The organism is Tahibacter aquaticus (genome assembly GCF_004363655.1).
Taxonomy (GTDB): domain Bacteria; phylum Pseudomonadota; class Gammaproteobacteria; order Xanthomonadales; family Rhodanobacteraceae; genus Tahibacter; species Tahibacter aquaticus.
Window position 1 is genome coordinate 605,900 of record NZ_SNZH01000002.1, and the last position, 22,461, is coordinate 628,360.

Annotated in this window: 23 protein-coding genes and 1 pseudogene; 11 read left to right on the forward strand and 13 right to left on the reverse strand. The window is 65.7% G+C overall.

The genetic code is table 11. The annotated features are described in order from the left end of the window. Nucleotides 1–184 precede the first annotated feature (184 nt). Nucleotides 185–598 (forward strand): DUF2782 domain-containing protein, encoded by a 414-nt coding sequence (locus DFR29_RS05335; protein ID WP_133817528.1) that lies wholly within the window; start codon nucleotides 185–187, stop codon nucleotides 596–598. 178 nt (nucleotides 599–776) lie between these two features. Here DFR29_RS05335 and purH read toward each other — a convergent pair whose 3' ends face one another. From purH to cutA, 12 genes are all read right to left on the reverse strand, one after another. Continuing rightward, nucleotides 777–2,354, reverse strand: coding sequence for a bifunctional phosphoribosylaminoimidazolecarboxamide formyltransferase/IMP cyclohydrolase (purH, locus tag DFR29_RS05340; RefSeq protein WP_133817529.1), 1,578 nt, complete (start codon nucleotides 2,352–2,354; stop codon nucleotides 777–779). Between the two features lie 105 nt (nucleotides 2,355–2,459). Continuing rightward, on the reverse strand, nucleotides 2,460–2,741 hold the full coding sequence (locus DFR29_RS05345; protein ID WP_133817530.1) for a helix-turn-helix domain-containing protein: 282 nt from the start codon (nucleotides 2,739–2,741) through the stop codon (nucleotides 2,460–2,462). A gap of 157 nt (nucleotides 2,742–2,898) precedes the next feature. Then, complete coding sequence (locus DFR29_RS05350; protein ID WP_133817531.1) at nucleotides 2,899–3,693, reverse strand: zinc-ribbon and DUF3426 domain-containing protein; 795 nt, start codon at nucleotides 3,691–3,693, stop codon at nucleotides 2,899–2,901. Nucleotides 3,694–3,881: 188 nt separating this feature from the next. Continuing rightward, nucleotides 3,882–4,769, reverse strand: coding sequence for a 50S ribosomal protein L11 methyltransferase (gene prmA, locus DFR29_RS05355; RefSeq protein WP_133817532.1), 888 nt, complete (start codon nucleotides 4,767–4,769; stop codon nucleotides 3,882–3,884). A 12-nt stretch (nucleotides 4,770–4,781) separates the two neighbouring features. After that, nucleotides 4,782–5,159 carry a hypothetical protein gene (locus tag DFR29_RS05360; RefSeq protein ID WP_133817533.1) on the reverse strand — a complete coding sequence of 126 codons (378 nt, stop codon included), beginning with the start codon at nucleotides 5,157–5,159 and terminating at the stop codon, nucleotides 4,782–4,784. After that, entirely contained in the window at nucleotides 5,146–6,513 is a 1,368-nt protein-coding gene (gene accC / locus DFR29_RS05365; RefSeq protein ID WP_133817534.1) for an acetyl-CoA carboxylase biotin carboxylase subunit, read from the reverse strand. The genes DFR29_RS05360 and accC overlap by 14 nt, the downstream gene beginning before the upstream one ends. Before the next feature lie 13 nt (nucleotides 6,514–6,526). Then, nucleotides 6,527–7,024: an acetyl-CoA carboxylase biotin carboxyl carrier protein gene (gene accB / locus DFR29_RS05370; RefSeq protein WP_133817535.1), complete on the reverse strand. Its 498-nt coding sequence runs from the start codon at nucleotides 7,022–7,024 to the stop codon at nucleotides 6,527–6,529. 34 nt (nucleotides 7,025–7,058) lie between these two features. Then, nucleotides 7,059–7,496, reverse strand: a complete 438-nt coding sequence (aroQ, locus tag DFR29_RS05375; RefSeq protein WP_133817536.1) for a type II 3-dehydroquinate dehydratase — start codon at nucleotides 7,494–7,496, stop codon at nucleotides 7,059–7,061. Between the two features lie 124 nt (nucleotides 7,497–7,620). Beyond that, on the reverse strand, nucleotides 7,621–7,959 hold the full coding sequence (locus DFR29_RS05380) for a zinc ribbon domain-containing protein YjdM (protein ID WP_133817537.1): 339 nt from the start codon (nucleotides 7,957–7,959) through the stop codon (nucleotides 7,621–7,623). 97 nt (nucleotides 7,960–8,056) lie between these two features. Continuing rightward, nucleotides 8,057–8,695, reverse strand: coding sequence for a TlpA family protein disulfide reductase (locus tag DFR29_RS05385; protein WP_133817538.1), 639 nt, complete (start codon nucleotides 8,693–8,695; stop codon nucleotides 8,057–8,059). Next, nucleotides 8,695–11,061 carry a protein-disulfide reductase DsbD gene (locus DFR29_RS05390; RefSeq protein ID WP_133817539.1) on the reverse strand — a complete coding sequence of 789 codons (2,367 nt, stop codon included), beginning with the start codon at nucleotides 11,059–11,061 and terminating at the stop codon, nucleotides 8,695–8,697. The genes DFR29_RS05385 and DFR29_RS05390 overlap by 1 nt, the downstream gene beginning before the upstream one ends. 83 nt (nucleotides 11,062–11,144) lie before the next feature. Then, the gene (gene cutA, locus DFR29_RS05395) at nucleotides 11,145–11,468 is read right to left on the reverse strand and encodes a divalent-cation tolerance protein CutA (RefSeq protein ID WP_133817540.1); all 324 of its coding nucleotides are present in this window, start codon (nucleotides 11,466–11,468) and stop codon (nucleotides 11,145–11,147) included. 258 nt (nucleotides 11,469–11,726) lie between these two features. Between cutA and groES the strand changes: the two genes are divergently transcribed. The 7 genes and pseudogenes from groES to DFR29_RS05420 all read left to right on the forward strand — a co-directional run bounded on the left by groES (nucleotide 11,727) and on the right by DFR29_RS05420 (nucleotide 16,414). After that, nucleotides 11,727–12,017 (forward strand): co-chaperone GroES, encoded by a 291-nt coding sequence (gene groES / locus DFR29_RS05400; RefSeq protein ID WP_133817541.1) that lies wholly within the window; start codon nucleotides 11,727–11,729, stop codon nucleotides 12,015–12,017. Nucleotides 12,018–12,141: 124 nt separating this feature from the next. Next, a complete protein-coding gene (groL, locus tag DFR29_RS05405) occupies nucleotides 12,142–13,794 on the forward strand; it encodes a chaperonin GroEL (RefSeq protein ID WP_133817542.1) in 1,653 nt (550 codons plus the stop codon). 256 nt (nucleotides 13,795–14,050) lie between these two features. Then, complete coding sequence (locus tag DFR29_RS29005) at nucleotides 14,051–14,212, forward strand: hypothetical protein (RefSeq protein ID WP_166653883.1); 162 nt, start codon at nucleotides 14,051–14,053, stop codon at nucleotides 14,210–14,212. A 28-nt stretch (nucleotides 14,213–14,240) separates the two neighbouring features. Continuing rightward, a pseudogene (locus tag DFR29_RS30450) lies at nucleotides 14,241–14,375 on the forward strand (SEC-C metal-binding domain-containing protein); the annotation flags it as partial. Between the two features lie 18 nt (nucleotides 14,376–14,393). Then, a complete protein-coding gene (locus DFR29_RS05410; protein WP_243745958.1) occupies nucleotides 14,394–14,831 on the forward strand; it encodes a hypothetical protein in 438 nt (145 codons plus the stop codon). Then, entirely contained in the window at nucleotides 14,828–15,022 is a 195-nt protein-coding gene (locus DFR29_RS05415) for a hypothetical protein (RefSeq protein ID WP_133817543.1), read from the forward strand. The genes DFR29_RS05410 and DFR29_RS05415 overlap by 4 nt, the downstream gene beginning before the upstream one ends. 351 nt (nucleotides 15,023–15,373) lie before the next feature. Further along, nucleotides 15,374–16,414, forward strand: a complete 1,041-nt coding sequence (locus tag DFR29_RS05420) for a diguanylate cyclase (RefSeq protein ID WP_208113507.1) — start codon at nucleotides 15,374–15,376, stop codon at nucleotides 16,412–16,414. Nucleotides 16,415–16,442: 28 nt separating this feature from the next. On the opposite strand, the gene DFR29_RS05425 is transcribed toward DFR29_RS05420, so the two are convergent. After that, the gene (locus DFR29_RS05425) at nucleotides 16,443–17,723 is read right to left on the reverse strand and encodes an amidohydrolase family protein (protein ID WP_133817545.1); all 1,281 of its coding nucleotides are present in this window, start codon (nucleotides 17,721–17,723) and stop codon (nucleotides 16,443–16,445) included. 333 nt (nucleotides 17,724–18,056) lie between these two features. On the opposite strand from DFR29_RS05425, the gene aptA reads away from it, so the two are divergent. The 3 genes from aptA to DFR29_RS05440 all read left to right on the forward strand — a co-directional run bounded on the left by aptA (nucleotide 18,057) and on the right by DFR29_RS05440 (nucleotide 22,273). Further along, nucleotides 18,057–19,415, forward strand: coding sequence for an omega-aminotransferase AptA (aptA, locus tag DFR29_RS05430; protein ID WP_133817546.1), 1,359 nt, complete (start codon nucleotides 18,057–18,059; stop codon nucleotides 19,413–19,415). A 76-nt stretch (nucleotides 19,416–19,491) separates the two neighbouring features. Further along, complete coding sequence (locus tag DFR29_RS05435) at nucleotides 19,492–20,994, forward strand: CoA-acylating methylmalonate-semialdehyde dehydrogenase (RefSeq protein WP_133817547.1); 1,503 nt, start codon at nucleotides 19,492–19,494, stop codon at nucleotides 20,992–20,994. Between the two features lie 16 nt (nucleotides 20,995–21,010). Next, nucleotides 21,011–22,273, forward strand: a complete 1,263-nt coding sequence (locus DFR29_RS05440; protein WP_133817548.1) for a Zn-dependent hydrolase — start codon at nucleotides 21,011–21,013, stop codon at nucleotides 22,271–22,273. Nucleotides 22,274–22,461: the final 188 nt, after the last annotated feature.

Here is a 22,461-nt window from a genome sequence, read left to right on the forward strand (position 1 = left end):
GCAGCGCGCCCTGCCTTTCAATGCGGACACGAGCCTGTCCGGCGGCTTGCCGGATTCGCCGCATCGTCACGCGCCGGCGACAACGGTCCGTTCATGCCGGTTTGGTATTCTGGCGACGTTCCAGTGCGCGCCGAACCAGCCACGTTGGCGCGTACTGTCTTTTACTCACCGCTGGGAGGCAGTCATGAAACGGAATCCGCTGCTCGCCGCCGTTCTAATCGCCAGTTGCGGCCTGGCCTTCGCCGCCAAAGAGGCGCCGAAACCCGCCAACCCGCCGGGCCTGGTCGACGTACCGCCGCCGGCCATGACCGATCCGGGCGTCAAGACCCCGCCAACCCAGGCCGAACTGGACAAGGCGAAAAAAGATGCCCAGTCCGATGCCAACGGCATTCCGCCGCCGGACGTCGGCATCCGCAAACAGGGCGACGACACCATCGAGGAATACCGCACCAGCGGCAAGATCAGCATGATCCGCATCACCGGCAAGAGCGGCGTCACGCAGACCTATATCGATACGGACGGCGACGGCCGCCTGGAAGGCAATCCGAAAGACGGCCCCATCGCACCGGTCTACTACAAACTGTACGAGTGGAATTAATTAAAGCGTAGATTGGGGTGAGCCGCCAGGCGAACCCCAATATCGGGGTGCCGCCCTTGCGAAAGTCGCGAGAACAATGCCATTGCCGAGGCGCCGGGTTCGGCCACGAGGCGACCCCGGCATCGCGGTGTTCCGTCACCCGGTAAGCCGGGCCGAGGCACACGGTCTGCGGTGCACCTCAATGCCGGAAGTGACGAACCCCGGTAAACACCATCGCCATATCGTTCTCGTCGGCTGCCACGATAGCTTCGTCGTCGCGCATCGAGCCGCCTGGCTGGATTACCGCACGGATACCGGCCCTGGCCGCTGCATCGATGCCGTCGCGGAACGGGAAGAACGCATCCGATGCCATCACGCTGCCTCGCACTTCCAGCCCGGCTTCCTCGGCTTTCATGGCGGCGATGCGGGCGCTGATCACACGGCTCATCTGGCCGGCGCCGACGCCGATGGTCTGGCCACCCTTGGCGTAGACGATGGCATTGGACTTGACGTACATGGCCACGTGCCAGGCGAACAGCAGATCGCGCAGTTCTTCCGCGTTGGGCACGCGCTTGGATACGACTTGCAGGTCGCTGAGCAGCAAGGTATCGCGGTCGGCATCCTGCATCAGCAGCCCGCCGGCGATGCGCTTGTAGTCGTTGGTGTGGGCGGCCTGTTCGGGCCAGTGCCCGGTAGCCAGGACGCGCACATTGGGCTTCCTGGAAAAAATCGCCAATGCCGCTTCATCCACTTCCGGCGCAATCACCACTTCGACGAACTGGCGGTCGAGGATGGCGCGGGCAGTAACCACGTCGAGCGAGCGGTTCAGCGCAATGATGCCGCCGAAGGCTGAGGTGGGGTCGCAGGCGTAGGCGCGTTCGTAGGCAAGCATGGGGGTGTCGCCCAGGGCGACACCGCAGGGGTTGGCATGCTTGACGATGACGCAGGCCGGCGCACTGCCGAAGGCCTTCACGCATTCCAGCGCCGAATCCGCATCGGCGATGTTGTTGAACGACAGCTCCTTGCCGGCGAGCACGCGCGCCGTCGCAACGATGCCCGCAGGCGGGTCGCTTTCGATATACAGCGCGGCGGACTGGTGCGGGTTTTCGCCGTAGCGCAAGGTCTGCGCGCGGCGGAAGCTCAGGTGCAAGCTGGGCGGGTAGTTGTCTTCGCGCTCGCCGGTGCGAACGCCTAGCCAGTTGGCGATGAGGCCGTCATAGCGCGCGGTATGCGCGTAGCTCTTGGCGGCAAGGCGGCGGCGCAGTTCCATCGTCGTGCCGTGGCCTGCATGCAGGGATTGCAGCAGCTCGGCATAGTCGGACGGATCGGTCACGACGACGACGTGTTCGTGATTCTTGGCCGCGGCGCGCAGCATGGCCGGCCCGCCGATGTCGATGTTCTCGATGGCTTCGTCCAGGGTGCAGTCGGGCCGCGCCGTGGCCTGCTCGAACGGATACAGGTTCACCACCAGCAGATCGATCGGCGCGATACCGTGCTGGGCCATTACTGCGTCGTCGATACCGCGCCGGCCGAGCAGGCCGCCATGGATCTTCGGATGCAAGGTCTTGACGCGGCCGTCCATGATTTCCGGAAAACCGGTAACGTTGCTGACGTCGGTGACCGGCAGCCCGGCATCGCGCAAGGTGCGCGCGGTGCCGCCGGTGGAAAGCAGGCTGACGCCCAGCGCATCGAGTCCCCGCGCCAGGTCGAGCAGGCCGGTCTTGTCGGACACACTGATGAGAGCGCGCCTTACCGGCACGAGAGTGGCGTCAAACATGCGAGTTCGCCGATTGCGAAAAGGGTCGCAGATTATAGCCCGCGACTTGCAACTGCGCGGCGCCGGCCGGCGAACGGATGCGCCGGCGCAAGCGTGGCAACCGGATCAGAGCAGGCCGTGCTGGGCCAGTTTCTTGCGCAAGGTGGCGCGATTGATGCCCAGCGCCATGGCGGCCTTGCTCTGGTTGCCGCCGTACCACGACATGACCTCGTGCAGCATCGGGGCTTCGACTTCGTGCATGACGAAATCGAACAAGCCTTCGGCCTGTTGCGTGTCCAGATCGATCAGATAACGACGTACCGCACGCGCTACACACTCGCGCAAGGCGGGTTGGGACACGGCGGTATCAAGCCCCTGTTCGGGGCGCAGGACGGAGACGGCATTCACGGCGGCAAGCAACCTGGGGTCTGTTCTTCCATGACCGCCGGATGCGAGTGCCGACGGGGACGGGATGTTAGCGCGGCTACCGCGCCTTGGTAAGTACCAACTGTCGCAAAAGGCATGCAACTCTCATCGCGAAAGGCAAAGAATCACGGAGTTCCGATCAGAGGAACTTGAACTCGAATGCGACCGCGTTCTTGCCCGGATCGCGCACTTCGAAGACCAGAGCCGTGCTGGCGCCTGCAGCGAGGCCGCGTTCGATCGCACGCGTGTCGCCCAGATAGTCGCGCGGCTGGAAACGGCGCATCGCGACGCGATTTTCGTCGAGGTCGGACAAGGTGATTTCGACCACCGGAAAGGCCTGGTCGAAAACTGCGGCATTGCGCACCGTAGCGGAGACGATCAAGGCGCCCGGCACCGACGGATGCGGCCGGATATCGCGCGACAGCAGTTCCAGCTGGTGATTCGCACGGCGCAGCGGCAGGCGGCATTCCAGCGTTTGGCAGCCCTGGTCCAGCCAGGGGCGTACGGTATCGTTGTTGAGCAGGGCGTCGCGTTCCGCATAGGCGAGCTGGGCCGCCAGGCTCAGCGACAACAGCACCGTGCCGGCCACCCACGGCCAGCGCCGTCCGCCACTGCGGCGCGCATGCCGCGCGAACGCTGGCGTGCCCAGTTGCTTGCGCGATTCGCGCGGGCGCGGTCGTTCGTCAGGGTCGAAAGTAAAGGTGGTGGCCTGGGTGTTCGGCCGGTAGACGGGTACGCCCAGGCGCGGCGGATCGGCTTCGGGCGTATGTAGGTCCAGGCGTTCGAACGGCTCCGGCGGCAAATGGTCGGCCAGGGTGCGCAGGGCATCGAACAGCGCACTGCAATGGCTGCACACGACCATGCCGTGGCCGCGCGCGATCGTCGCCGCGTCGGCGTTATAGACGGTCGCGCATTCCGGGCATTGCGTATACATGCGAGGCGGGACAGGCCGAAGGAGGAAACGGGTAGAGCGCGCAGAGGGTGGACTGGGCGCAGCGGCTTTTCAAGCGGCTGGCTTGCCGCGCCGCCGAAGCCCGCGCCAGGGCAGCGCTGCGGTCACGCTGGCGATGGCGCAGATCCTGTTCAGTCTGAACATCGGGGTGCTGGCCTGAGCAAGCGCGCTCAGGCTTTGCGCCGGCCGCTGATGCGCACCCAGTCTTCGCGCTGGGCGACCTGCAGATCGTCGAACCATTCCGCATAACGCTGCAGCAGTTCCGGCTCTTGTCCGGCCAGGATGCCCGACAGTGCGAACGGCGCAGCGGGCTTGCACGCTGCGGCGAACAACGGCGCCAGCTCGCCCAGGGGGCCGGCCAGAATATTCGCCACCAGAATGTCCTGCGGCAGGTTGTCGTGATCGGCCGGAAGGCACAGGCTGAGCTGCGCTGCCACGCCGTTGCGGTCGGCATTGTCGCGGCTGGCTTCCAGTGCCTGCGGATCGAGATCGACGCCGACGACCCGTGCCGCGCCGAGCTTCAGTGCCGCGATCGCCAGCACGCCCGAGCCGCAGCCATAATCGAGCACCTGCCTGCCGTGCAGATCCAGCCCATCCAGCCATTCCAGGCACAGCGCCGTGGTCGGATGCGTGCCGGTGCCGAAGGCCAGGCCTGGGTCCAGGCGCACGATGATGCTGTCGGTGTCGTCGGCCGGCGGTTCGATATTCCAGGGGTAGATCCACAGGCGCTGGCCGAACTGCATGGGCTGGAAGGTATCCATCCAGGCGCGCACCCAGTCCGCATCGGCGACGTCGCGGATGTCGATCTGGTCCGGCGCAATTTCCGGCACCAGGTCGGTCAGTGCATGGACCAGGCCGATGCGGTCGACCGCGACATCGAACAGCGCGGCCAGCTTGATCGTCGGCCACACCGGCGTTTCGCCCGGTGCGGGCTCGAAGATGGGATGGTCTTCCGCATCCAGTAGTGTCACCGACAGCGCGCCGAGATCTTCCAGCGCGAGTTCGATGCGTTCCTGTTCGTTGGAGTGAATGGTGAGGGAGAGTTCTATCCAGGCCATGGCCGCTACGCTTCAGTTTTCGTCGACGGTGGCCGTGCGCAGCGTGCCGTCTTCGTGGGGTACATAGGTAAGGCCGCCGCGCTGCTTGGCGATGCGTGCAATGCAGATAAGGTCGCTGACGCGAACACTGCTGCCTTCCACGCCGACGACAATGAAATTCTTCTGGGTATACGGCTGGAGCAATTGCGGCAGATCGCGGCAGTTCGTGCGCTTTTCCCCGACCACGAAAGTCTGCTTCGGCGCCACGCCGATGCGCAGCGAATCGGCCGGCTGCTCGCCGATGGCAATGCTCGCCTGCGGCTCGCCAGGCGGGGCATCGGCCGCAACGGCCGTCGCGCTGCCCAGCAAAAGGGCCAGCGCGGCGGCGCGGCCGGCCTCAGCCCAGCGCAATGCCTTTCTCTTTCTGCTCGGCAATGCGCTTCTCCAGGTAATGGATGTTCTGCCCGCCGGCCTGGAAGCCGACGTCGCTCATGATGCGCTGCTGCAGCGGGATATTGGTCTTCACCCCGTCGATGACCATTTCCGCCAGGGCCAGGCGCATGCGCGCGATGGCGGTGGCGCGGTCGCGGCCGTGCACGATCAGCTTGCCGATCATCGAATCGTAGTTCGGCGGAATGCGGTAGCCGTCGTAGATGTGCGTGTCCAGGCGTACGCCGGGGCCGCCGGCGCCGAGGAAGCGCTTGACCGTGCCGGGCGAGGGCATGAAGGTGTCTGGGTCTTCCGCGTTGATGCGGCATTCAACGGCGTGGCCGGTGAAGGTCACGTCTTCCTGGCGCAGCGACAGCTTTTCGCCGGAGGCGATCAGCAGCTGCTCGCGTACCAGGTCAACACCGGTGATCAGTTCCGTCACCGGATGTTCCACCTGGATGCGGGTGTTCATCTCGATGAAGTAGAAGCGGCCATTCTCGTAGAGGAATTCGAACGTGCCGGCGCCGCGATAGCCGATGCGCAGGCAGGCCTCGACGCAGACCTGGCCGATTTCGGCGCGCTGTTCCGCGCTGATGCCCGGTGCCGGCGCTTCTTCCACCACTTTCTGGTGGCGCCGCTGCATGGAGCAGTCGCGCTCGCCCAGGTGGATGGCATTGCCCTGGCCGTCGGCCAGCACCTGGATTTCCACGTGGCGTGGGTTCTCCAGGAATTTTTCCATGTACACCATGTCGTTGCTGAAGGCCGCCTTGGCCTCCGACTTGGTCATGGTGATGGCGTTGTGCAGGTGCGCTTCGGTGTGCACGACGCGCATGCCGCGGCCGCCGCCGCCGCCGGCCGCCTTGATGATGATCGGATAGCCGATGTCGCGCGCGATGCGGCCGTTTTCCACCGGGTCGTCGCCCAGCGGTCCGCCGGAACCCGGCACGCAGGGCACGCCGGCGGCCTTCATTGCCTTGATGGCCTCGACCTTGTCGCCCATCAGGCGAATGACGTTGGCGGTAGGCCCGATGAAAATGAAGCCGGATTTTTCGCAGCGCTCGGCAAAATCGGCGTTTTCCGACAGGAAACCGTAGCCCGGGTGGATGGCCTGGGCATCGGTGACTTCAGCCGCGGCGATGATGGCCGGTACGTTCAGATAGCTTTCCGAGGCCGGCGCCGGGCCGATGCAGACCGACTCGTCCGCCATGCCGACGTGCTTCAGATTGCGGTCGACCGTGGAATGCACGGCCACGGTCTTGATGCCGAGGGTGTGGCAGGCGCGCAGCACGCGCAGCGCAATCTCGCCGCGATTGGCGATGACAACTTTGTCGAGCATGGGTGTGGTCCGCTCAGCCGATCACGAAGAGGGGTTCATCGAACTCGATCGGCCGGCCGCTGCTGGCGAGGATGGCCAGCACGGTTCCGCCGACATCGGCTTCGATCTGATTGAACATCTTCATCGCTTCGATGATGGCCAGGGTATCGCCGGGCTTGACCTGCTGGCCCAGCTTGACGAACGGCGGCGCTTCCGGATTGGGCGAGGCGTAGTAGGTGCCGACCATCGGCGAGCGCACCACATGGCCGTCGGGCAGCGCCTTGGTCGTCGCGGTACCGGGGGTTTCCGGTGCCGGCGCCTGAGCCGGTGCCGCACCGCCCTGGGCGCGATGCTGTTCAACATGCACATGAGTGACCGGAGCGGGCACGGCCGCCGCCGTCATCATCGGCAGGGTCATGCCGCGCGGCAGGCGGCTCAGGCGAACGACTTCCTCGCCTTCCTTGATTTCCAGTTCGGCCAGATTCGACTCTTCCAGTATGTCGATCAGCTTCTTGATTTTGCGCAGGTCCACGGACGGATCCTCAGGTGCGTTGGCTAACTAGGGACTAGGACAGGCGGCGCATCGCGGCGTGCAGCGCCAGACGGTAGCTGTCGGCGCCGAATCCACAGATGACACCGACGGCAATGTCGGAAAAATACGAATGCCTGCGGAACGGTTCGCGCGCATGCACGTTCGACAGGTGCAACTCGATAAACGGCAGGGCGACAGCCAGCAGCGCGTCGCGCAGGGCAATGCTGGTATGCGTGAAAGCGGCCGGGTTGATCAGGATGAACGCGCTGCCGTCGTCGCGTGCGGCGTGGATGCGCTCGATCAGCGCATGCTCGGCATTCGACTGGAAACTGTGTAGTTCATGGCCGCTGCCTTGCGCGATAGCGGCAAGATCGCTGACGATGTCCGCCAGCGTCGCATGCCCGTAGGTATCCGGCTCGCGTGTGCCGAGCAGGTTCAGATTGGGGCCATGCAGCAGCAGGATCTTGGCCAAGCCGGCTCTCCGTTGCCGGCATGGGACCGGCTGGGGCGCGCAAGTCTGCGCTTGGCCGCCAATCTTGTCCAGTTCGGCGACAATCGCCGATGTTTAACCGGGTCATTGGAAAAGCCTTGCGCTTTCAGGCCTTCTTGACGAACGCCGATTTCAGTTGCATGGCGCCGAAACCGTCGATCTTGCAGTCGATGTCGTGGTCGCCGTCGTCGACCAGGCGTATGGCTTTGACCTTGGTGCCGACCTTCACCACCGACGACGAGCCACGGATTTTCAGATCCTTGATCACGGTGACGCTGTCGCCGTCCTGCAGCACAGTGCCGTGGGCATCGCGCACGACGCGGGTTTCTTCCGCAGCCAGTGCAACGGCCGACCATTCGTGTGCGCATTCCGGACAGACGTACTGGCCGCCGTCTTCGTAGGTATAGGCCGACTGGCAGTGCGGGCAGGGCGGAAGCTCGGTCATTGCAGGGGTTCGGAAAAGTGCGGGCTGGCATGGTCGGTCAAGCGTCCCACGCGCTGCAAATCTTTCTGCTGCTGGCGCCTGTCGGTTGCGGCCGCTCTTACGGTGCGTTGGCGTAATGCGGCGCCAGCCAGCCTTCCAGCGTGGCTTCGGTGATTTCGCCCAGGCGCGTATCGAGGATGCGCCCGTCGCGGCTGAGCAACACGCTGAACGGCAGGGCGCCATAGGTATTGCCGAAACGTAGCGCCGGGTTCAATGCAGGCTGCGCCGGAAACAGTATCGGGTAGCCGACCGGCGTTTCGCGCAGGAAGCTTTCCACATCACCCGCTTCGTCCAGCGCAATGCCGACCACCTGTACGCCGTGGCCGGCGTGCTTTTGCTGGAAGCGGTCGAGCTCCGGCATTTCCTTGCGGCAGGGCGCACACCAGGTGGCCCAGAAATTCAGCACGACGAGCTTGTCCGGCCACTGCGCCAGCGTTGCGCGCTGGCCTTGCCGGTCCAGCAAGGCCAGTGCCGGGGCCGGATCGCCCTTGCCGGCGACAGGCACGCCGCTTGGCGCCTTCGGCCGCGCAGCGTCTGTCCAGGCCTCGGCCAGTCCGCGCGTCAGCGCAGACCGGCTCATCAGGTCGGTAATTCCGCGTGGCGCCCCTTTGCCCGTGACGATGCTGCCGACGACCAGCCCGGCCACGCCGGCGGCCAGCGCGAGCGCACCGACTGCGGCGGTCTGGCGCCAGCCCATCAGCGGCCCGCCTTGGCGACGCGGGCGGCGAACTTGTCGGCGGCTTCGAAGCCGATCAGGCGCTGGCCGCGGATTTCGCGCCCGTCGCTGGCGAAGAAGATCGTCGCCGGTGGCCCGAACAGGGTGAAGTGCTTGAGCAGGGCCTGATCGGTGTCGTCATTGGCGGTCACGTCGGCCTTGAGCAGGGTATAGCCGCTCAGTGCCGCGTGCACTTCCGGCTTGGTAAAGGTGAACTTCTCCATTTCCTTGCAGGACACGCACCAGTCGGCATAGAAATCCAGCATGACCGGCTTGCCCTGGCCCAGTTCGCGCTCTAGGTCGGCCACGCTCTTGATGCTGCGGAACGGCAGATGTTCGCTGTTGCCGGCGGCCGTGCCGCCGCCGCGCATGCCTTTCAGTGGCTGCAGCGGGTCGTTCGAGCCGGCCAGCGCGCCGATCAGCTGCGCTGCGCCGGCAATCAGCAGGATCACGCCCAGCGCCTTCCACAGCCGGCTCCAGCCGGAAGCGCCCTCGGCCAGCCGTTCCAGTGCACCGAGATAGACGCCGCAGGCGATCGCCAGCACGCCGATCAGCAGCATGGTCCAGACCGGATCGAGGATGCGCGACAGCATCCAGATCGCCAGCGCCAGGAAGCTCACGCCGAACACAGCCTTGACCGCGTCCATCCAGGCGCCGGCGCGGGGCAGCAGCTTGCCCGCAGCCGTGCCGGCAACGACCAGCGGCGCGCCCATGCCCAGCGACAGCACGAACAGGGCCAGGCCGCCGAATACCGGGTCGCGGGTCTGGCTGATATACAGCACGGCCGCGGCCAGCGGCGGCGCCACACAGGGGCCGACGATCAGTGCCGACAGCACGCCCATGACGGCCACGCCGGTCAGCGAACCGCCCTGCTGGCGATTGCTCACGCCGGCAATGCGGTTCTGCAGTGCGCTGGGTAGCTGCAGTTCGTAGAAGCCGAACATCGACAGCGACAGCAGCACGAACAAGGCCGCAAAACTGATCAGTATCCAGGGCTGCTGGAACAGCGCCTGCAGATTCGCGCCAACCAGCCCGGCCGCGACACCGGCAATGGTGAACACCACGGTCGAAGCGAGTACATAGACCGCCGACAGCACAAAGGCGCGCCGCGTCGATACGTTGTCGCCGGCGCCGGCGATGATGCCGGACAGGATGGGCAGCATCGGGAATACGCAGGGCGTGAATGCCAGCAGCAGGCCGAAGCCGAAGAACGACAGCAGCGCAAACAGGCGGTCGCCGGACAGGCGCGAAGCCAGCACCTGTTCTTCCGACTGGCCGCCGTCGCCTGCGGCTGCGGCGGGTTTGTCCGCTACCGAAGCCGCATAGCGCGCGTTGCCGGCCTTGAGCTGTTCGGCCGTCGCCGCGGGCAGGTCGACGCTGGCACTGCGCTTCATCACCGGATAGCACAGGCCGCCGTCTTCGCAGCCCTGGAACTCGGCCTGAATATTCAGCTTGCCGGCCTTGCCGTCGTCGCGCTGCAGCGGAATCGGTAGCTCGACCTGATCGAAATAGACGGTCACCTCGCCGAAATGCTCGTCCTTGTGAAGCTTGCCCGCCGGCCATTTGCCCTGGCCCAGGCGCGCGCTGCTGCCGTCGGGCAGGCTCAGCACGGTCTTGTCCCGGTACAGGTAATAGCCCTTGGGCATGGTCCAGCGCGCCAGCAGCTCGGTCGGACTGGTGGCGATGGTTTCGAACACGAAGGCCTGTTCCGGCGGCAGCGGCAGTTTTTCCGTACCCTCGGCGGTATTCGCCGTGCCGGTGTCCATGGGCGCGTCCAGGGCCGGCTTGCCCAGCTGGCCCAGGGCCGACTTGAGATTGCCAGCGGGGGGGGAACCGGTCAGGCCGCTGTCGGCCGCGGGCGGAGCCAGCGCCGCAGCCAGCGGATTCGCTGCCGGCGCCGCCGCAGCGGGCGGGAGCGTGAAGCTAAGCTTGGTGATATGCGGCGGATAGCAGATCTTCGGCTCGCGCTCGTGGCAGCCCTGGATGCTCACGCTGAATTCCGCCGTATTGCCCGTGCTACCCAGGCTGAGCGGCTGCCGTGCCGTGGCCTTGCCGTGATAGACCTCGACATCGCCGAGGAACTCGTCGTGTTTCTGCTCGCCCGCTGGCAGTTCCAGCGTGCCCAGGCTGAGGCCCTCGCCGGGCTTGGCCGTCTTGATGCGCGAGCGGTACAGGTAGTAGCCGTCGGCGATCTTCCATTCCAGCTGGACCGCGTCGCGTCCCAGCACCGTGCTGGTGAGCGCGAAGGCTTCCTCAACCCGCAGCAGATCGGTTTCGGACTGGGCCTGGGCCAGGTTCAGTCCCAGCAGGCCGGCGGCCAGCAGGGCACAGCGGGCGAAACGACTCATCGCAGCTCCACAAGCATTCGATTCGATGACAGACCGGCACCGCAGCGTAGTTCTTGCAGGTCGCGAGATCCGGTACGGCAACTTCAGTGCGCGTCGGCCGTGGATTCGGCGATCCAGGCCAGGTACGGCGCATGCCCCAGGGCGACATCGACCGCGATCACCTCGGGGAGTTCATACGGATGCAGCTCGACAATGCGCCGGCGCAACGCCTCGAAGCGTGCCCGACTGGTCTTGATAAGCAACAGGTATTCCGTATCGACCTGGGTGCGGCCTTCCCAGCGATAGGTCGATTCCACGCCGGGCAGGCGATTGACGCAGGCGGCCAGGCCTTCGTCGACCAGGGCTGTGGCCAGGCGCCCGGCCACATCCGCGGCCGGCACGGTGCAATACACAATCAGCGCAGACATGGCGGTGCCGCGGTCGTCCAGGGGCGCGCACGATAACCCGTCCCGGCCGGAACGGCTCAGCACTGCGTCGAATTTACGCGTTGTGCCTGCCCCCCTTGAAAGCGCGGCCTTGCTCCTAAATATGTGGCGCCACGCTGACAGGCAGTTGCCATGTCACACTGAACGGCTAAAATTGGCACTCACCGACGACGAGTGCTAACAGTTCGTCAGAAAACCTTTTTGAATCAATTCCTTGTCCACCTATTGAAGGAACAGCCCATGAAGCTTCGTCCCCTGCACGACCGCGTCATCATCAAGCGCCTGGAAGCCGAGACCAAGTCCGCCGGCGGCATCGTCATCCCCGACAGCGCCACCGAAAAGCCCGTTCGCGGCGAAGTCGTCGCTGCCGGCAGCGGCAAGATCCTGGAAGACGGCAAGGTCCGTCCGATCGCGGTCAAGGCCGGCGACAAGGTTCTGTTCGGCAAGTACAGCGGCACCGAAGTGAAGATCGACGGCGAAGAGCTGCTGGTCATGCGCGAAGAAGATCTGCTGGCCGTGATCGAAGGCTGAGATATCGCCCGGGCCGGGCGCGAACCCCTCGCGGTCGTTCCGCAGCCCGCCCGAGTTCTGCGATCCCTCTGCACCGATCTACCCGTTCGCCACTTCCCCTTACTAATTTCTGGAGTTTCATCCCATGGCAGCCAAAGAAATCCGCTTCAGTGAAGACGCCCGCGCCCGCATGGTCCGCGGCGTGAATATCCTCGCCAATGCCGTCAAGGCCACGCTGGGTCCGAAGGGCCGCAACGTCGTGCTCGAAAAGAGCTTCGGCGCGCCGACCATCACCAAGGACGGCGTCTCCGTCGCCAAGGAAATCGAACTCGCTGACAAGTTCGAGAACATGGGCGCGCAGATGGTCAAGGAAGTCGCTTCCAAGACCTCCGACGTCGCCGGCGACGGCACCACCACCGCCACCGTGCTGGCCCAGGCGCTGATCCGCGAAGGCATGAAGGCCGTTGCCGCCGGCATGAACCCGATGGATCTCAAGCGCGGCATCGACAAGGCGGTCACCGCCGCCGTCGGCGAACTGAAGGCCCTGTCCAAGCCCACCACCGACGACAAGGCGATCGCACAGGTCGGCACGATCTCGGCCAACTCCGACGCCAACATCGGCGACATCATCGCCGAAGCGATGAAGAAGGTCGGCAAGGAAGGCGTCATCACGGTCGAGGAAGGCTCGGGTCTGGAAAATGAACTCGATGTGGTCGAAGGCATGCAGTTCGACCGCGGCTACCTCAGCCCGTACTTCATCAACAACCAGCAGTCGATGCAGGCTGAGCTGGAAGATCCGTACATCCTGCTGCACGACAAGAAGATCTCCAACGTGCGCGAGCTGCTGCCCGTGCTCGAAGGCGTGGCCAAGGCCGGCAAGCCGCTGCTGATCGTTGCCGAAGAAGTGGAAGGCGAAGCGCTGGCGACCCTGGTCGTCAACACCATCCGCGGCATCGTCAAGGTCTGCGCCGTGAAGGCGCCGGGCTTCGGCGACCGTCGCAAGGCGATGCTGGAAGACATGGCCGTCCTGACCGGCGGCACCGTGATCTCCGAAGAAGTCGGCCTGCAGCTGGAAAAGGCCACGATCAAGGATCTAGGCCGCGCCAAGAAGATCGTCGTGTCGAAGGAAAATTCGACCATCATCGACGGTGCCGGCGACGGTGAGGCGATCCAGTCGCGCATCAAGCAGATCAAGGCGCAGATCGAAGAAACCAGCTCCGACTACGACCGCGAAAAGCTGCAGGAACGCGTGGCCAAGCTGGCCGGCGGCGTTGCCGTGATCAAGGTCGGCGCCTCGACCGAAATCGAAATGAAAGAAAAGAAGGCCCGCGTCGAAGACGCCCTGCACGCGACCCGCGCTGCAGTGGAAGAGGGCGTGGTCCCGGGCGGCGGCGTTGCGCTGATCCGTGCGCTGCAGGCCATCGGTGCCGTCAAGGGCGACAACGAAGACCAGAACCACGGCATCAACATCGCCAAGCGTGCGATGGAAGCGCCGCTGCGCGAAATCGTCGCCAACTGCGGCGAAGAGCCGTCGGTCGTGCTCAACCGCGTCAAGGAAGGCACCGGCAACTTCGGCTACAACGCGGCCAATGGCGAATACGGCGACATGATCGCTTTCGGCATCCTGGATCCGACCAAGGTCACCCGTTCGGCCCTGCAGAACGCGGCTTCCATCGCCGGCCTGATGATCACGACCGAAGCCATGGTCGCCGAAGCACCGAAGAAGGACGCGCCGGCCGGCGGCGGTCATGACCACGGTGGCGGCGGCATGGGCGGCATGGGCGGTATGGATTTCTGATCCCTGCCCTGGCTCGACCCAGCTAGTCAGAAGCCCCGCGATTGCGGGGCTTCTTTTTTCTGCAAGCACCGCTCCCGCTGTTCTGTTGGCGAAGTGGCAGTCGCTGGGCATACTGATCGAATCCCTGTCGGCCGCGCCCCTCATCTCATCCCCGTCTGCCCCGCGCTATGGCGTTGCCGATCCCTGGCTGCGAGGTTTCAGGTGAAGGACGTGCAAGGCTGATGGGAAGCGGTTATGAGCGGCAAAGGCTTGCGTCATGAATGTTCTCAGCAACGAAACCTTCGACTTTGAATATTTCATCGGCGGCTGCGTGCAGCTGGCACTGACGAGCGGGAATCTGGTGCACTGCCAGGCGACCTATCTGGCCGTCGAGCGCGATCTGTTTCCTCCGCCGGCAACAGGGGAATCTGCAACATGACGATGAGCTGCGCCAACGCCTGGGGCTGGTGTTGGCCCGCGCGGTATGGCGGCGCCTGCCGCTACCATCGCTAGGCTATGTCTGCCCGACGTTGCCATCGCCGGAACGCAATAGTCCCTGCTATTGCGGGTCGGGCCGGAAGTTCAAGCTCTGCTGCGAACCATTGACGCGCACAGCGCCAATGCAGGAACTCAATCTGTTGCCAGAAGTATTGAAACGCGTGCCGCGCAGCGAATGGACGACGCTGCCGGGCACTCGCGTCGATATCGATCTCGTTGCGCATACCGCCGGGCAGTGGCTCGACGACGGCGACCCGAAGTTGGCACTTGCGCTGCTGGAGCCGTGGTTCGTCGAAGATGGCAGTTTCGTCGCGCGGCGCGAATTGCTGTTCGACATGCTGCTCAACCTGTACTGCGACATGCGCAAGCCGCGAAAAAAATCCCAATTGTTACGTCGCGCAGCATTGCTCGGCGACGCGACATTGCGTTCGGGCGCTTTCCAGCGTCTGGCGACCATGGCATCGGACAAGAATCACTTTGCCAGTGCCTGGGACTGGTTCGACCAGGCGCAGCGCGCCGACCCGACCCGACATCGGTATCCCTGTCCCATCTGGAAGTGATGCTGTTGCTCAGCGAAGGACGCGATGACGAGGCCAGGCGTTGTGCCGAATCCTGGATTCAGAACCTGTCGCGCCGCCGCGATCCTGAGCTTCAGCCATTGATCGGTTTCCTGCGTGAAATCCAGCGCAATGGCGCGGCAATTCTGGAGCGGATCGCCGCGAACCCCACCAACCTGTGGCTGACGAACTAGCTGTCGGTTACCCCGGCTACCCGTGTGGGTTGATTCACGCGCGCTGCTGCCCGGCGCATTGCTGCCTGGAGCGGCACGCTCGGATTCGCCAGCCGGTGGATCATTGGCGCGTACAGTAGCCGTGTGTGCGATGCAGGCTGATGGTTGCGTCTGTGCATGCATCGCCCTGTCGCCGGACAGTCGAGTATGTACGGTGGCGCCTTGTAACATTTTACCAAAGCAGCCAGATCGCCAATTGAGTCTTACAGCGCGATGCGGCTCAATGCAGGCATGGAACGCGATCAGGCGGCAGGAAAAACAGTCGGGCGCCGAACGTTGGACCGGCCTGGCCAATCGGCGCGGCTGACCGCGTTGCCTTCCCATGTATACGGTCTGCGCGTGCTCGGCATGGGGCTGGGCGCGCTTCCCGTCGGCCTGCTGCTGCAGGAAATGCACGCGCCCTGGCACTACTGGGCCTGGGCTGCGCTGTGCTGCCTGGTCTGGCCGCACGCGGCCTATCTGCGCGCGCACGGGAGCGCCACGCCGTTCCGCGTCGAGCGGGGCAATCTCGTCGTCGATTCGATCATCGCGGGCAGCATGGTGCCGATCATGCATTTCTGCCTGTTGCCGTCGGTGTTGCTGCTGACCGTTGCGACCGCGGACAAGATCAGCACCGGTATACGCGGACTATGGCTGCGCGCCGCGCCGGCGATGGTGCTAGGTCTGCTGGCCACCGGCCTGGTCACCGGCTTCGTCTGGGATCCGGAAACCAGCATGCCGGTACTGGTGGCGAGCCTGCCCATCCTGGTCATCCACACCCTGGCTGTCAGTCTCTACGGCTACCGGCTGGTGCGGCGCGTGCAGCGGCAGAACCTGCGCCTGGACGAGCTCTATCGCCTCGATGGGCTGACCCGGCTGGAAAGCCGCGCGCATTGGCTGAGCCAGGCCGAGGCGACATTGCGACGGCATAAATCGGATGCGCTGCCCGCTACGCTGATACTGATCGACGTCGACCACTTCAAGGACATCAACGACCGCTACGGCCATGCCACCGGCGACGATGTACTGCGCGCGATTGCCGACGCGATCCATCACCTGATACCGCTGCACAGCCATGCCGGCAGACTGGGCGGCGACGAGATTGCCATCATCCTGCCACTGGCTCTGGCAGATGCCGCCGCCGTGGCGGCGCGCATCGACGCAGCCGTGGAGTCACTCGAATTCCCGCGGTTTCCCGCCCTGCGCTGCTCGATCAGCATCGGCTTGTCGGAGCTGCCGCCACAAGGGCTCAGCCTGCGCGAATGGAGCGAAGCAGCCGATCACGAGATGTACCGGGCCAAGCGCGCTAGACACAGCGGCCGGGCTCCGCAGGCGCCAGCCGGGTGTTCCGGTCTGCCCGTCGCGGCATCCTGAGCGGGGCGCATCGGCTGCTGGCTTGCGCTCAGGCGCCGTGGCCGGACTGCAGCGTCACGCGTGCCGGCCGCCCCGGTAGATCCAGCTCGCTGAGGCGCGCCGGGCTGCGCGCTATCACCCGGCCGCCGCGCAGTACGTACAGCCGCGTTGCCTTCAGGCGTATGGCCTCGAACGGGTCTGCCGCCTGCAGCACGACCAGGTTGGCGCGGCAGCCGACCGCGAGGCCGTAGCCATCCAGATGCAGGATGCGCGCGGCGTTCGTCGTCACCGCATCGAAGGCCTGGCGGATGGCTTCCTGCGAAGTCATCTGCGCCACATGGATGCCCATGTGCGCGACTTCCAGCATGTCGGCGCTGCCGAAGGAATACCACGGGTCCATCACGCAGTCGTGGCCGAAGGCGACATCGACGCCGGCGGCCAGCAGTTCCGGCACACGGGTCATGCCGCGCCGTTTGGGATAGGTATCGTGGCGGCCCTGCAGGGTGATGTTGATCAGCGGATTGGCGATCGCCGCCACGCCGCTTTCGGCGATCAGCGGTAGCAATTTGGAAACGTAGTAATTGTCCATCGAGTGCATGGACGTGAGGTGCGAGCCGGCGACGCGGCCGTGCAGGCCCAGCCGCTGCGATTGTGCCGCCAGGGTCTCGATATGGCGCGAATGCGGATCGTCGGATTCGTCGCAATGCATGTCGACCAGCAGGCCGCGCGCAGCCGCCAGTTCGCACAGGATGCGTACCGATTCGGCACCGTCGGCCATGGTCCGCTCGAAATGCGGAATGCCGCCGACCACGTCCACGCCGCGGTCCAGTGCGCGCGCGAGGTTGTCCTGCGCCGTGGCCGAGCGCAGCAGTCCGTCCTGGGGAAAGGCGACCAGTTGCAGATCGAGATACGGCGCCACCTGGCGCCGCACTTCAAGCAGCGCGTCGACGGCCAGCAGGCGGTCGTCGCAAATGTCCACATGGCTACGGATGGCGAGCAGGCCTTGCGCCACGGCCATGTCGCAATAGTCCAGGGCGCGGCGGGCGATGGCTTCGCGGGTCAGGTCGGGCTTTAGCTCGCCCCACAGCGCAATGCCTTCGAGCAAGGTGCCCGAGCGGTTCAGCCGCGGCAGGCCCAGCGACAGCGCCGAATCGAGATGGAAATGTGCATCGACGAACGGCGGCGACACCAGCCGACCGCTGGCATCGATCTCTTCGGCAGCGGTGGCGGCGAGAGCGGTTTCGACCGCGACGATGCGCCCGTCGCGGATGCCGATGTCGATATCGCGGCGTCCGTCGGGCAGGTTGGCGTGGCGCAGGATCAGGTCCATGGCAGGCTTGGTGGCGTGGGGAAAGCAAAAAACTAGCACGTAGCCGCCATCGTGCGCCGCCGCTTGCATCCGTGCGCGGGTAGTGCAACGCTCGGCGTTCGGTCGGCGAAACGGTCTCGCCGGTTGCGCCGCGGCAGGTAGTCCGCGGTGCGCAAGGAATTCGCCGCGCCCTGCGCGGCAGGACAAGGGCAGGAAGCAACCAGCTATCCGGCCCCCTGTCCCTGTTCAGCGTACAAGAACTGCGGCAAGCTCTGCGTGGAAGCGTTGCGCGACTTGCCGGGTGCAAGCCAGCGCCCACCGGCCATGCCAGCATCAACCAGGACCGAGCCCACCATGAATGACGCAGCCGCCGCCTCGGCGTCGCAGACCGCTACGGATCTGAATCTCGATCCGTACTGGATGCCGTTTACCCACAACCGCTATTTCAAGCAGCATCGCCCGCTGGACCGCCTGCTGGTCGGCGCGCAGGGCGCCTACTACACCACCGTCGAAGGCCAGCAATTGTTCGACTGCCTGTCCGGCCTGTGGTGCAGCTCGCTCGGTCATCGCCCGGCGCGCATCGTCGAGGCGGTCAAGGCACAGCTGGACAAGGCCGACTACATTCCTGCGTTCCAGGTCGCCAGTCCCGACACCTTCCGCCTGGCCGAGCGCATCGCCGCGGTTGCGCCGGGCGATCTGAACCGCGTGTTCTTCACCAACTCCGGTTCCGAAGCGGTGGATACCTCGGTCAAGATCGCCATCGCCTATCACCGCCTGCGCGGCGAAGCCTCGCGCACACGCATCATCGGCCGCGAGAAGGGCTATCACGGCGTGGGCATCGCCGGCATTTCCGCCGGCGGCATGGTGGCCAACCGCAAGATGTTCGCGCCGCTGATGCTGCCTGGCGTCGACCACCTGCCGCATACCCACACCCTCAAGGAAATGGCCTATTCCCGCGGCCAGCCAAGCTGGGGCGCGCACCTGGCCGACGAGCTGGAACGCCTGGTCGCGCTGCACGACGCGTCGACCATTGCCGCGGTGATCGTCGAGCCCATGCAGGGCTCGGTCGGCGTGGTCGTGCCGCCGCAGGGCTATCTGCAGCGCCTGCGCGAGATCTGCGACAAGCACGGCATCCTGCTCATCTTCGACGAAGTGATCTGCGGCTTCGGCCGCATGGGCGACTGGTTCGGCGCGCAGGCCTTCGGCGTCACGCCCGACCTCATCACCTTCGCCAAGTGCGTCAACAACGGCACCGTGCCCATGGGCGGCGTGATCGCGCGCCAGGGCATCTACGACACCTTCATGCAGGGGCCGGACTACCTGGTGGAACTGTTCCACGGGTATACCTATTCCGCCCATGCCCTGGCCGTGGCCGCGGCCCATGCCACGCTGGACATCCTGCACGACGAAGGCGTGCCGCAGCGCTTCGGCGAACTCGGGCGCAAGATCGAAGACGCCGTGCATACGCTCAAGGGCGAGCCGAACGTCATCGACATCCGCAACTGCGGTGCCGCCGCAGCAGTGGAACTGGCACCGTTGCCGGGCCAGGTCGGCCTGCGCGGGCTGCGCCTGTTCGAGGAAGGCCTCAAGCGCGGCCTGCTGCTGCGCTATACCGGCGACACCATCGCCATGGCGCCGCCGGTGATCACCACCGATGCGGAACTGGAAAAAATGATCGAAGGCGTGCGCGCCTGCATCCGCGCCGTCGCCTGAAGGCGATGCCGCTTATTTGCGCTTGAGTCGAAACGGCGGCGCGGCAACCATGGCCGCGCCGGCCCAGGAGAAGCCCATGCTAGCCCCCGTCGTCATTCCCCATTACATCGCCGGCGAACGGCATAGCCCAGAAGGCGGGCGCAGCACGGCCGTCTACAACCCGGCCACCGGCGAGCAGAGCGGCCGCCTGCCGCTGGCCACGCCGGCCCAGGTCGATGCGGCGGTGCAGGCGGCCAGGGCGGCATTCCCGGCCTGGTCGGTAACGCCGCCGCTGAAACGCGCCCGCGTGCTGTTCAAGCTGCGCGAAATCCTCGAACAGCGCGCCGACGAACTCGCTGCCGCGATCACCGCCGAACACGGCAAGACGCACAGCGACGCTTTGGGCGAAGTGCAGCGCGGCATCGAAGTGGTGGAATTCGCCTGCGGCATTCCGCAACTGCTCAAGGGCGAAGTGACCGAGAACGTCGGCAGCGCGGTGGACTCGCACTCGCTGCGCCAGCCGCTGGGCGTCGTGGCCGGCATCACGCCGTTCAATTTCCCGGCCATGGTTCCCTTGTGGATGTTTCCCATCGCGATCGCCTGCGGCAACTGCTTCGTGCTCAAGCCGTCCGAACGCGACCCGTCGCCGTCGCTGCTGCTGGCCGACTGGCTGGCCGAAGCGGGCCTGCCACCCGGCGTGTTCAACGTCGTGCACGGCGACAAGGAAGCCGTCGACGCCATCCTCGCCCATCCCGACATCGCCGCGGTCAGTTTCGTCGGCTCCACGCCGATTGCGCGCTACATCTATGCCACCGGCTGCGCCGCGGGCAAGCGCGTGCAGGCGCTGGGCGGGGCGAAGAATCACATGGTCGTGCTGCCCGATGCCGATCTCGACCAGGCTGCCGATGCGCTGATGGGCGCCGGCTACGGCTCGGCCGGCGAGCGCTGCATGGCGATCTCGGTCGCCGTCGCTGTCGGTGACGACACCGCCGACAAGCTGATCGCCAAGCTCGCGCCGCGCGTGGCGGCGCTGAAGATCGGCCGCGGCGATGCGCCCGACATGGACATGGGCCCGCTCATCACCGCAGCGCATCGCGACAAGGTGCGCGGCTATGTCGACACCGGCGTAGCCGAAGGCGCGCAACTCGTCGTCGACGGCCGCGGCCACACGGTCGCTGGCTGCGAAGACGGCTTCTTCCTCGGCGGCTGCCTGTTCGACCATGTGCGTCCGGACATGCGCATCTACCGCGAAGAGATCTTCGGTCCGGTGCTGTCGCTGATGCGCGTGGCCAGCTACGACGAGGCCGTCGGCCTGGTCAATGCGCACGAATACGGCAACGGCGTCGCCCTGTTCACCCGCGACGGTGATGCCGCGCGAGATTTTGCCCAACGTATACAAATTGGCATGGTCGGCATCAATGTGCCGATTCCCGTGCCCATGGCCTTCCACAGCTTCGGTGGATGGAAGGCTTCGCTGTTCGGCGACCATCATGTCTACGGTCCCGAAGGCGTGCGTTTCTACACCCGGCTCAAGACTGTCACCACGCGCTGGCCGACCAGCATCCGCGCCGGTGCGCAGTTCGTGATGCCGCATACCTGATGCGCGAGGTGAAGCCATGAATGCCGCACTGAAATCCGCTCCGGGCGATCTGCTGCAGGTCGACGGCCGGCGCCTGTGGGACAGCCTGATGGAAATGGCGCAGATCGGCGCCACGCCCAAGGGCGGCGTCTGCCGCCTGGCCCTGACCGACCTGGACAAGCAGGGCCGCGACCTGTTCGTGCGCTGGGCCAGGGAAGCCGGCTGCAGCATTGCCGTGGACAAGATGGGCAATGTGTTCGCGCGCCGTGCTGGCAGCGACGACAGCCTGGCGCCAGTGATCACCGGCTCGCACGCCGACTCGCAGCCTACCGGCGGCCGCTTCGACGGCATCTACGGCGTGCTCGGCGGGCTGGAGGTGATACGCAGCCTCAACGACCGCGGCATCGTCACGCGCCGGCCCATCGAAGTGGTGATCTGGACCAACGAGGAAGGCTCGCGTTTCGCGCCGGCGATGGTGTCCTCGGGTGTGTTCGCCGGGGTGTTCTCGCTGGAATACGGCCTTTCCCGCGCCGACGTCGACGGCAAGACCATGGGCGAGGAACTGGCGCGCATCGGCTATGCCGGCGACCTGCCGGTCGGCGGCCGCGATATCCACGCCGCGTTCGAACTGCATATCGAGCAGGGGCCCATCCTCGAAACCGAAGGCATCACCATCGGTGTCGTGCATGCGGCCCAGGGCCAGCGCTGGTATGAGGTCGTGTTCACGGGCCAGGAATCGCATGCCGGCCCCACACCCATGCCGCGGCGCCGCGACGCGCTGCTCGGCGCGGCCAAGGTGGTGCAGCTGGTCAACGCGATCGGGCACAAGTATGCGCCGTACGCCTGCGCGACGGTCGGCATGCTGCAGGTGCATCCGAACTCGCGCAACGTCATTCCCGGCCGCGTGTTCTTCACCGTCGACATTCGCCATCCGGAAGATGCGGTGCTGGCACAGATGGATGCGGACCTGCGCGCCGGCATTGCCCAGGCGGCCAGCGAAGCGGCGGTAGACGTGTCGAAACTGGAGCAGATCTTCTATTACGCCCCTGTCGCCTTCGACGCCGACTGCGTCGCCTCGGTCCGCGGCGGTGCGGAGAAATTCGGCTACTCGCATCGCGACATCGTGTCCGGCGCCGGACACGACGCCTGCTATCTCGCGAAAGTCGCGCCGACTAGCATGGTGTTCGTGCCCTGCATCGGTGGCATCAGCCACAACGAGATCGAGGACGCGACGCCGGAGTGGATCGAGGCCGGCGCCAATGTGCTGCTGCATGCAATGCTGGAGCGGGCGCAGAGTTGATCGCACGCGCCGCCCTGCAGGCGCAGTGACCCGGCGGTGCCGCGTGCCTGGCGTCCAACCCGGGTGGGGACAGTCAAGCCTGCCCCGGGTATCGGGCGCGCGGCGAATGGCCTGGCACGCACTAACCGGTAGTGACGGGAGCGCCCTGGCCGCGCCGGACGTGCGGCTCAATCGGCCGTCGGTAAATC

What these genes read in the sequence shown, in the direction of transcription:
- DFR29_RS05335 (WP_133817528.1), top strand. Translation starts at nt 185, where the DNA reads ATGAAACGGAATCCGCTGCTCGCCGCCGTTCTAATCGCCAGTTGCGGC.
- purH (WP_133817529.1), bottom strand. Translation starts at nt 2,354, where the DNA reads ATGTTTGACGCCACTCTCGTGCCGGTAAGGCGCGCTCTCATCAGTGTG.
- DFR29_RS05350 (WP_133817531.1), bottom strand. Translation starts at nt 3,693, where the DNA reads ATGTATACGCAATGCCCGGAATGCGCGACCGTCTATAACGCCGACGCG.
- prmA (WP_133817532.1), bottom strand. Translation starts at nt 4,769, where the DNA reads ATGGCCTGGATAGAACTCTCCCTCACCATTCACTCCAACGAACAGGAA.
- accC (WP_133817534.1), bottom strand. Translation starts at nt 6,513, where the DNA reads ATGCTCGACAAAGTTGTCATCGCCAATCGCGGCGAGATTGCGCTGCGC.
- DFR29_RS05380 (WP_133817537.1), bottom strand. Translation starts at nt 7,959, where the DNA reads ATGACCGAGCTTCCGCCCTGCCCGCACTGCCAGTCGGCCTATACCTAC.
- DFR29_RS05385 (WP_133817538.1), bottom strand. Translation starts at nt 8,695, where the DNA reads ATGGGCTGGCGCCAGACCGCCGCAGTCGGTGCGCTCGCGCTGGCCGCC.
- DFR29_RS05390 (WP_133817539.1), bottom strand. Translation starts at nt 11,061, where the DNA reads ATGAGTCGTTTCGCCCGCTGTGCCCTGCTGGCCGCCGGCCTGCTGGGA.
- cutA (WP_133817540.1), bottom strand. Translation starts at nt 11,468, where the DNA reads ATGTCTGCGCTGATTGTGTATTGCACCGTGCCGGCCGCGGATGTGGCC.
- groES (WP_133817541.1), top strand. Translation starts at nt 11,727, where the DNA reads ATGAAGCTTCGTCCCCTGCACGACCGCGTCATCATCAAGCGCCTGGAA.
- groL (WP_133817542.1), top strand. Translation starts at nt 12,142, where the DNA reads ATGGCAGCCAAAGAAATCCGCTTCAGTGAAGACGCCCGCGCCCGCATG.
- DFR29_RS29005 (WP_166653883.1), top strand. Translation starts at nt 14,051, where the DNA reads ATGAATGTTCTCAGCAACGAAACCTTCGACTTTGAATATTTCATCGGC.
- DFR29_RS05410 (WP_243745958.1), top strand. Translation starts at nt 14,394, where the DNA reads ATGCAGGAACTCAATCTGTTGCCAGAAGTATTGAAACGCGTGCCGCGC.
- DFR29_RS05425 (WP_133817545.1), bottom strand. Translation starts at nt 17,723, where the DNA reads ATGGACCTGATCCTGCGCCACGCCAACCTGCCCGACGGACGCCGCGAT.
- aptA (WP_133817546.1), top strand. Translation starts at nt 18,057, where the DNA reads ATGAATGACGCAGCCGCCGCCTCGGCGTCGCAGACCGCTACGGATCTG.
- DFR29_RS05435 (WP_133817547.1), top strand. Translation starts at nt 19,492, where the DNA reads ATGCTAGCCCCCGTCGTCATTCCCCATTACATCGCCGGCGAACGGCAT.
- DFR29_RS05440 (WP_133817548.1), top strand. Translation starts at nt 21,011, where the DNA reads ATGAATGCCGCACTGAAATCCGCTCCGGGCGATCTGCTGCAGGTCGAC.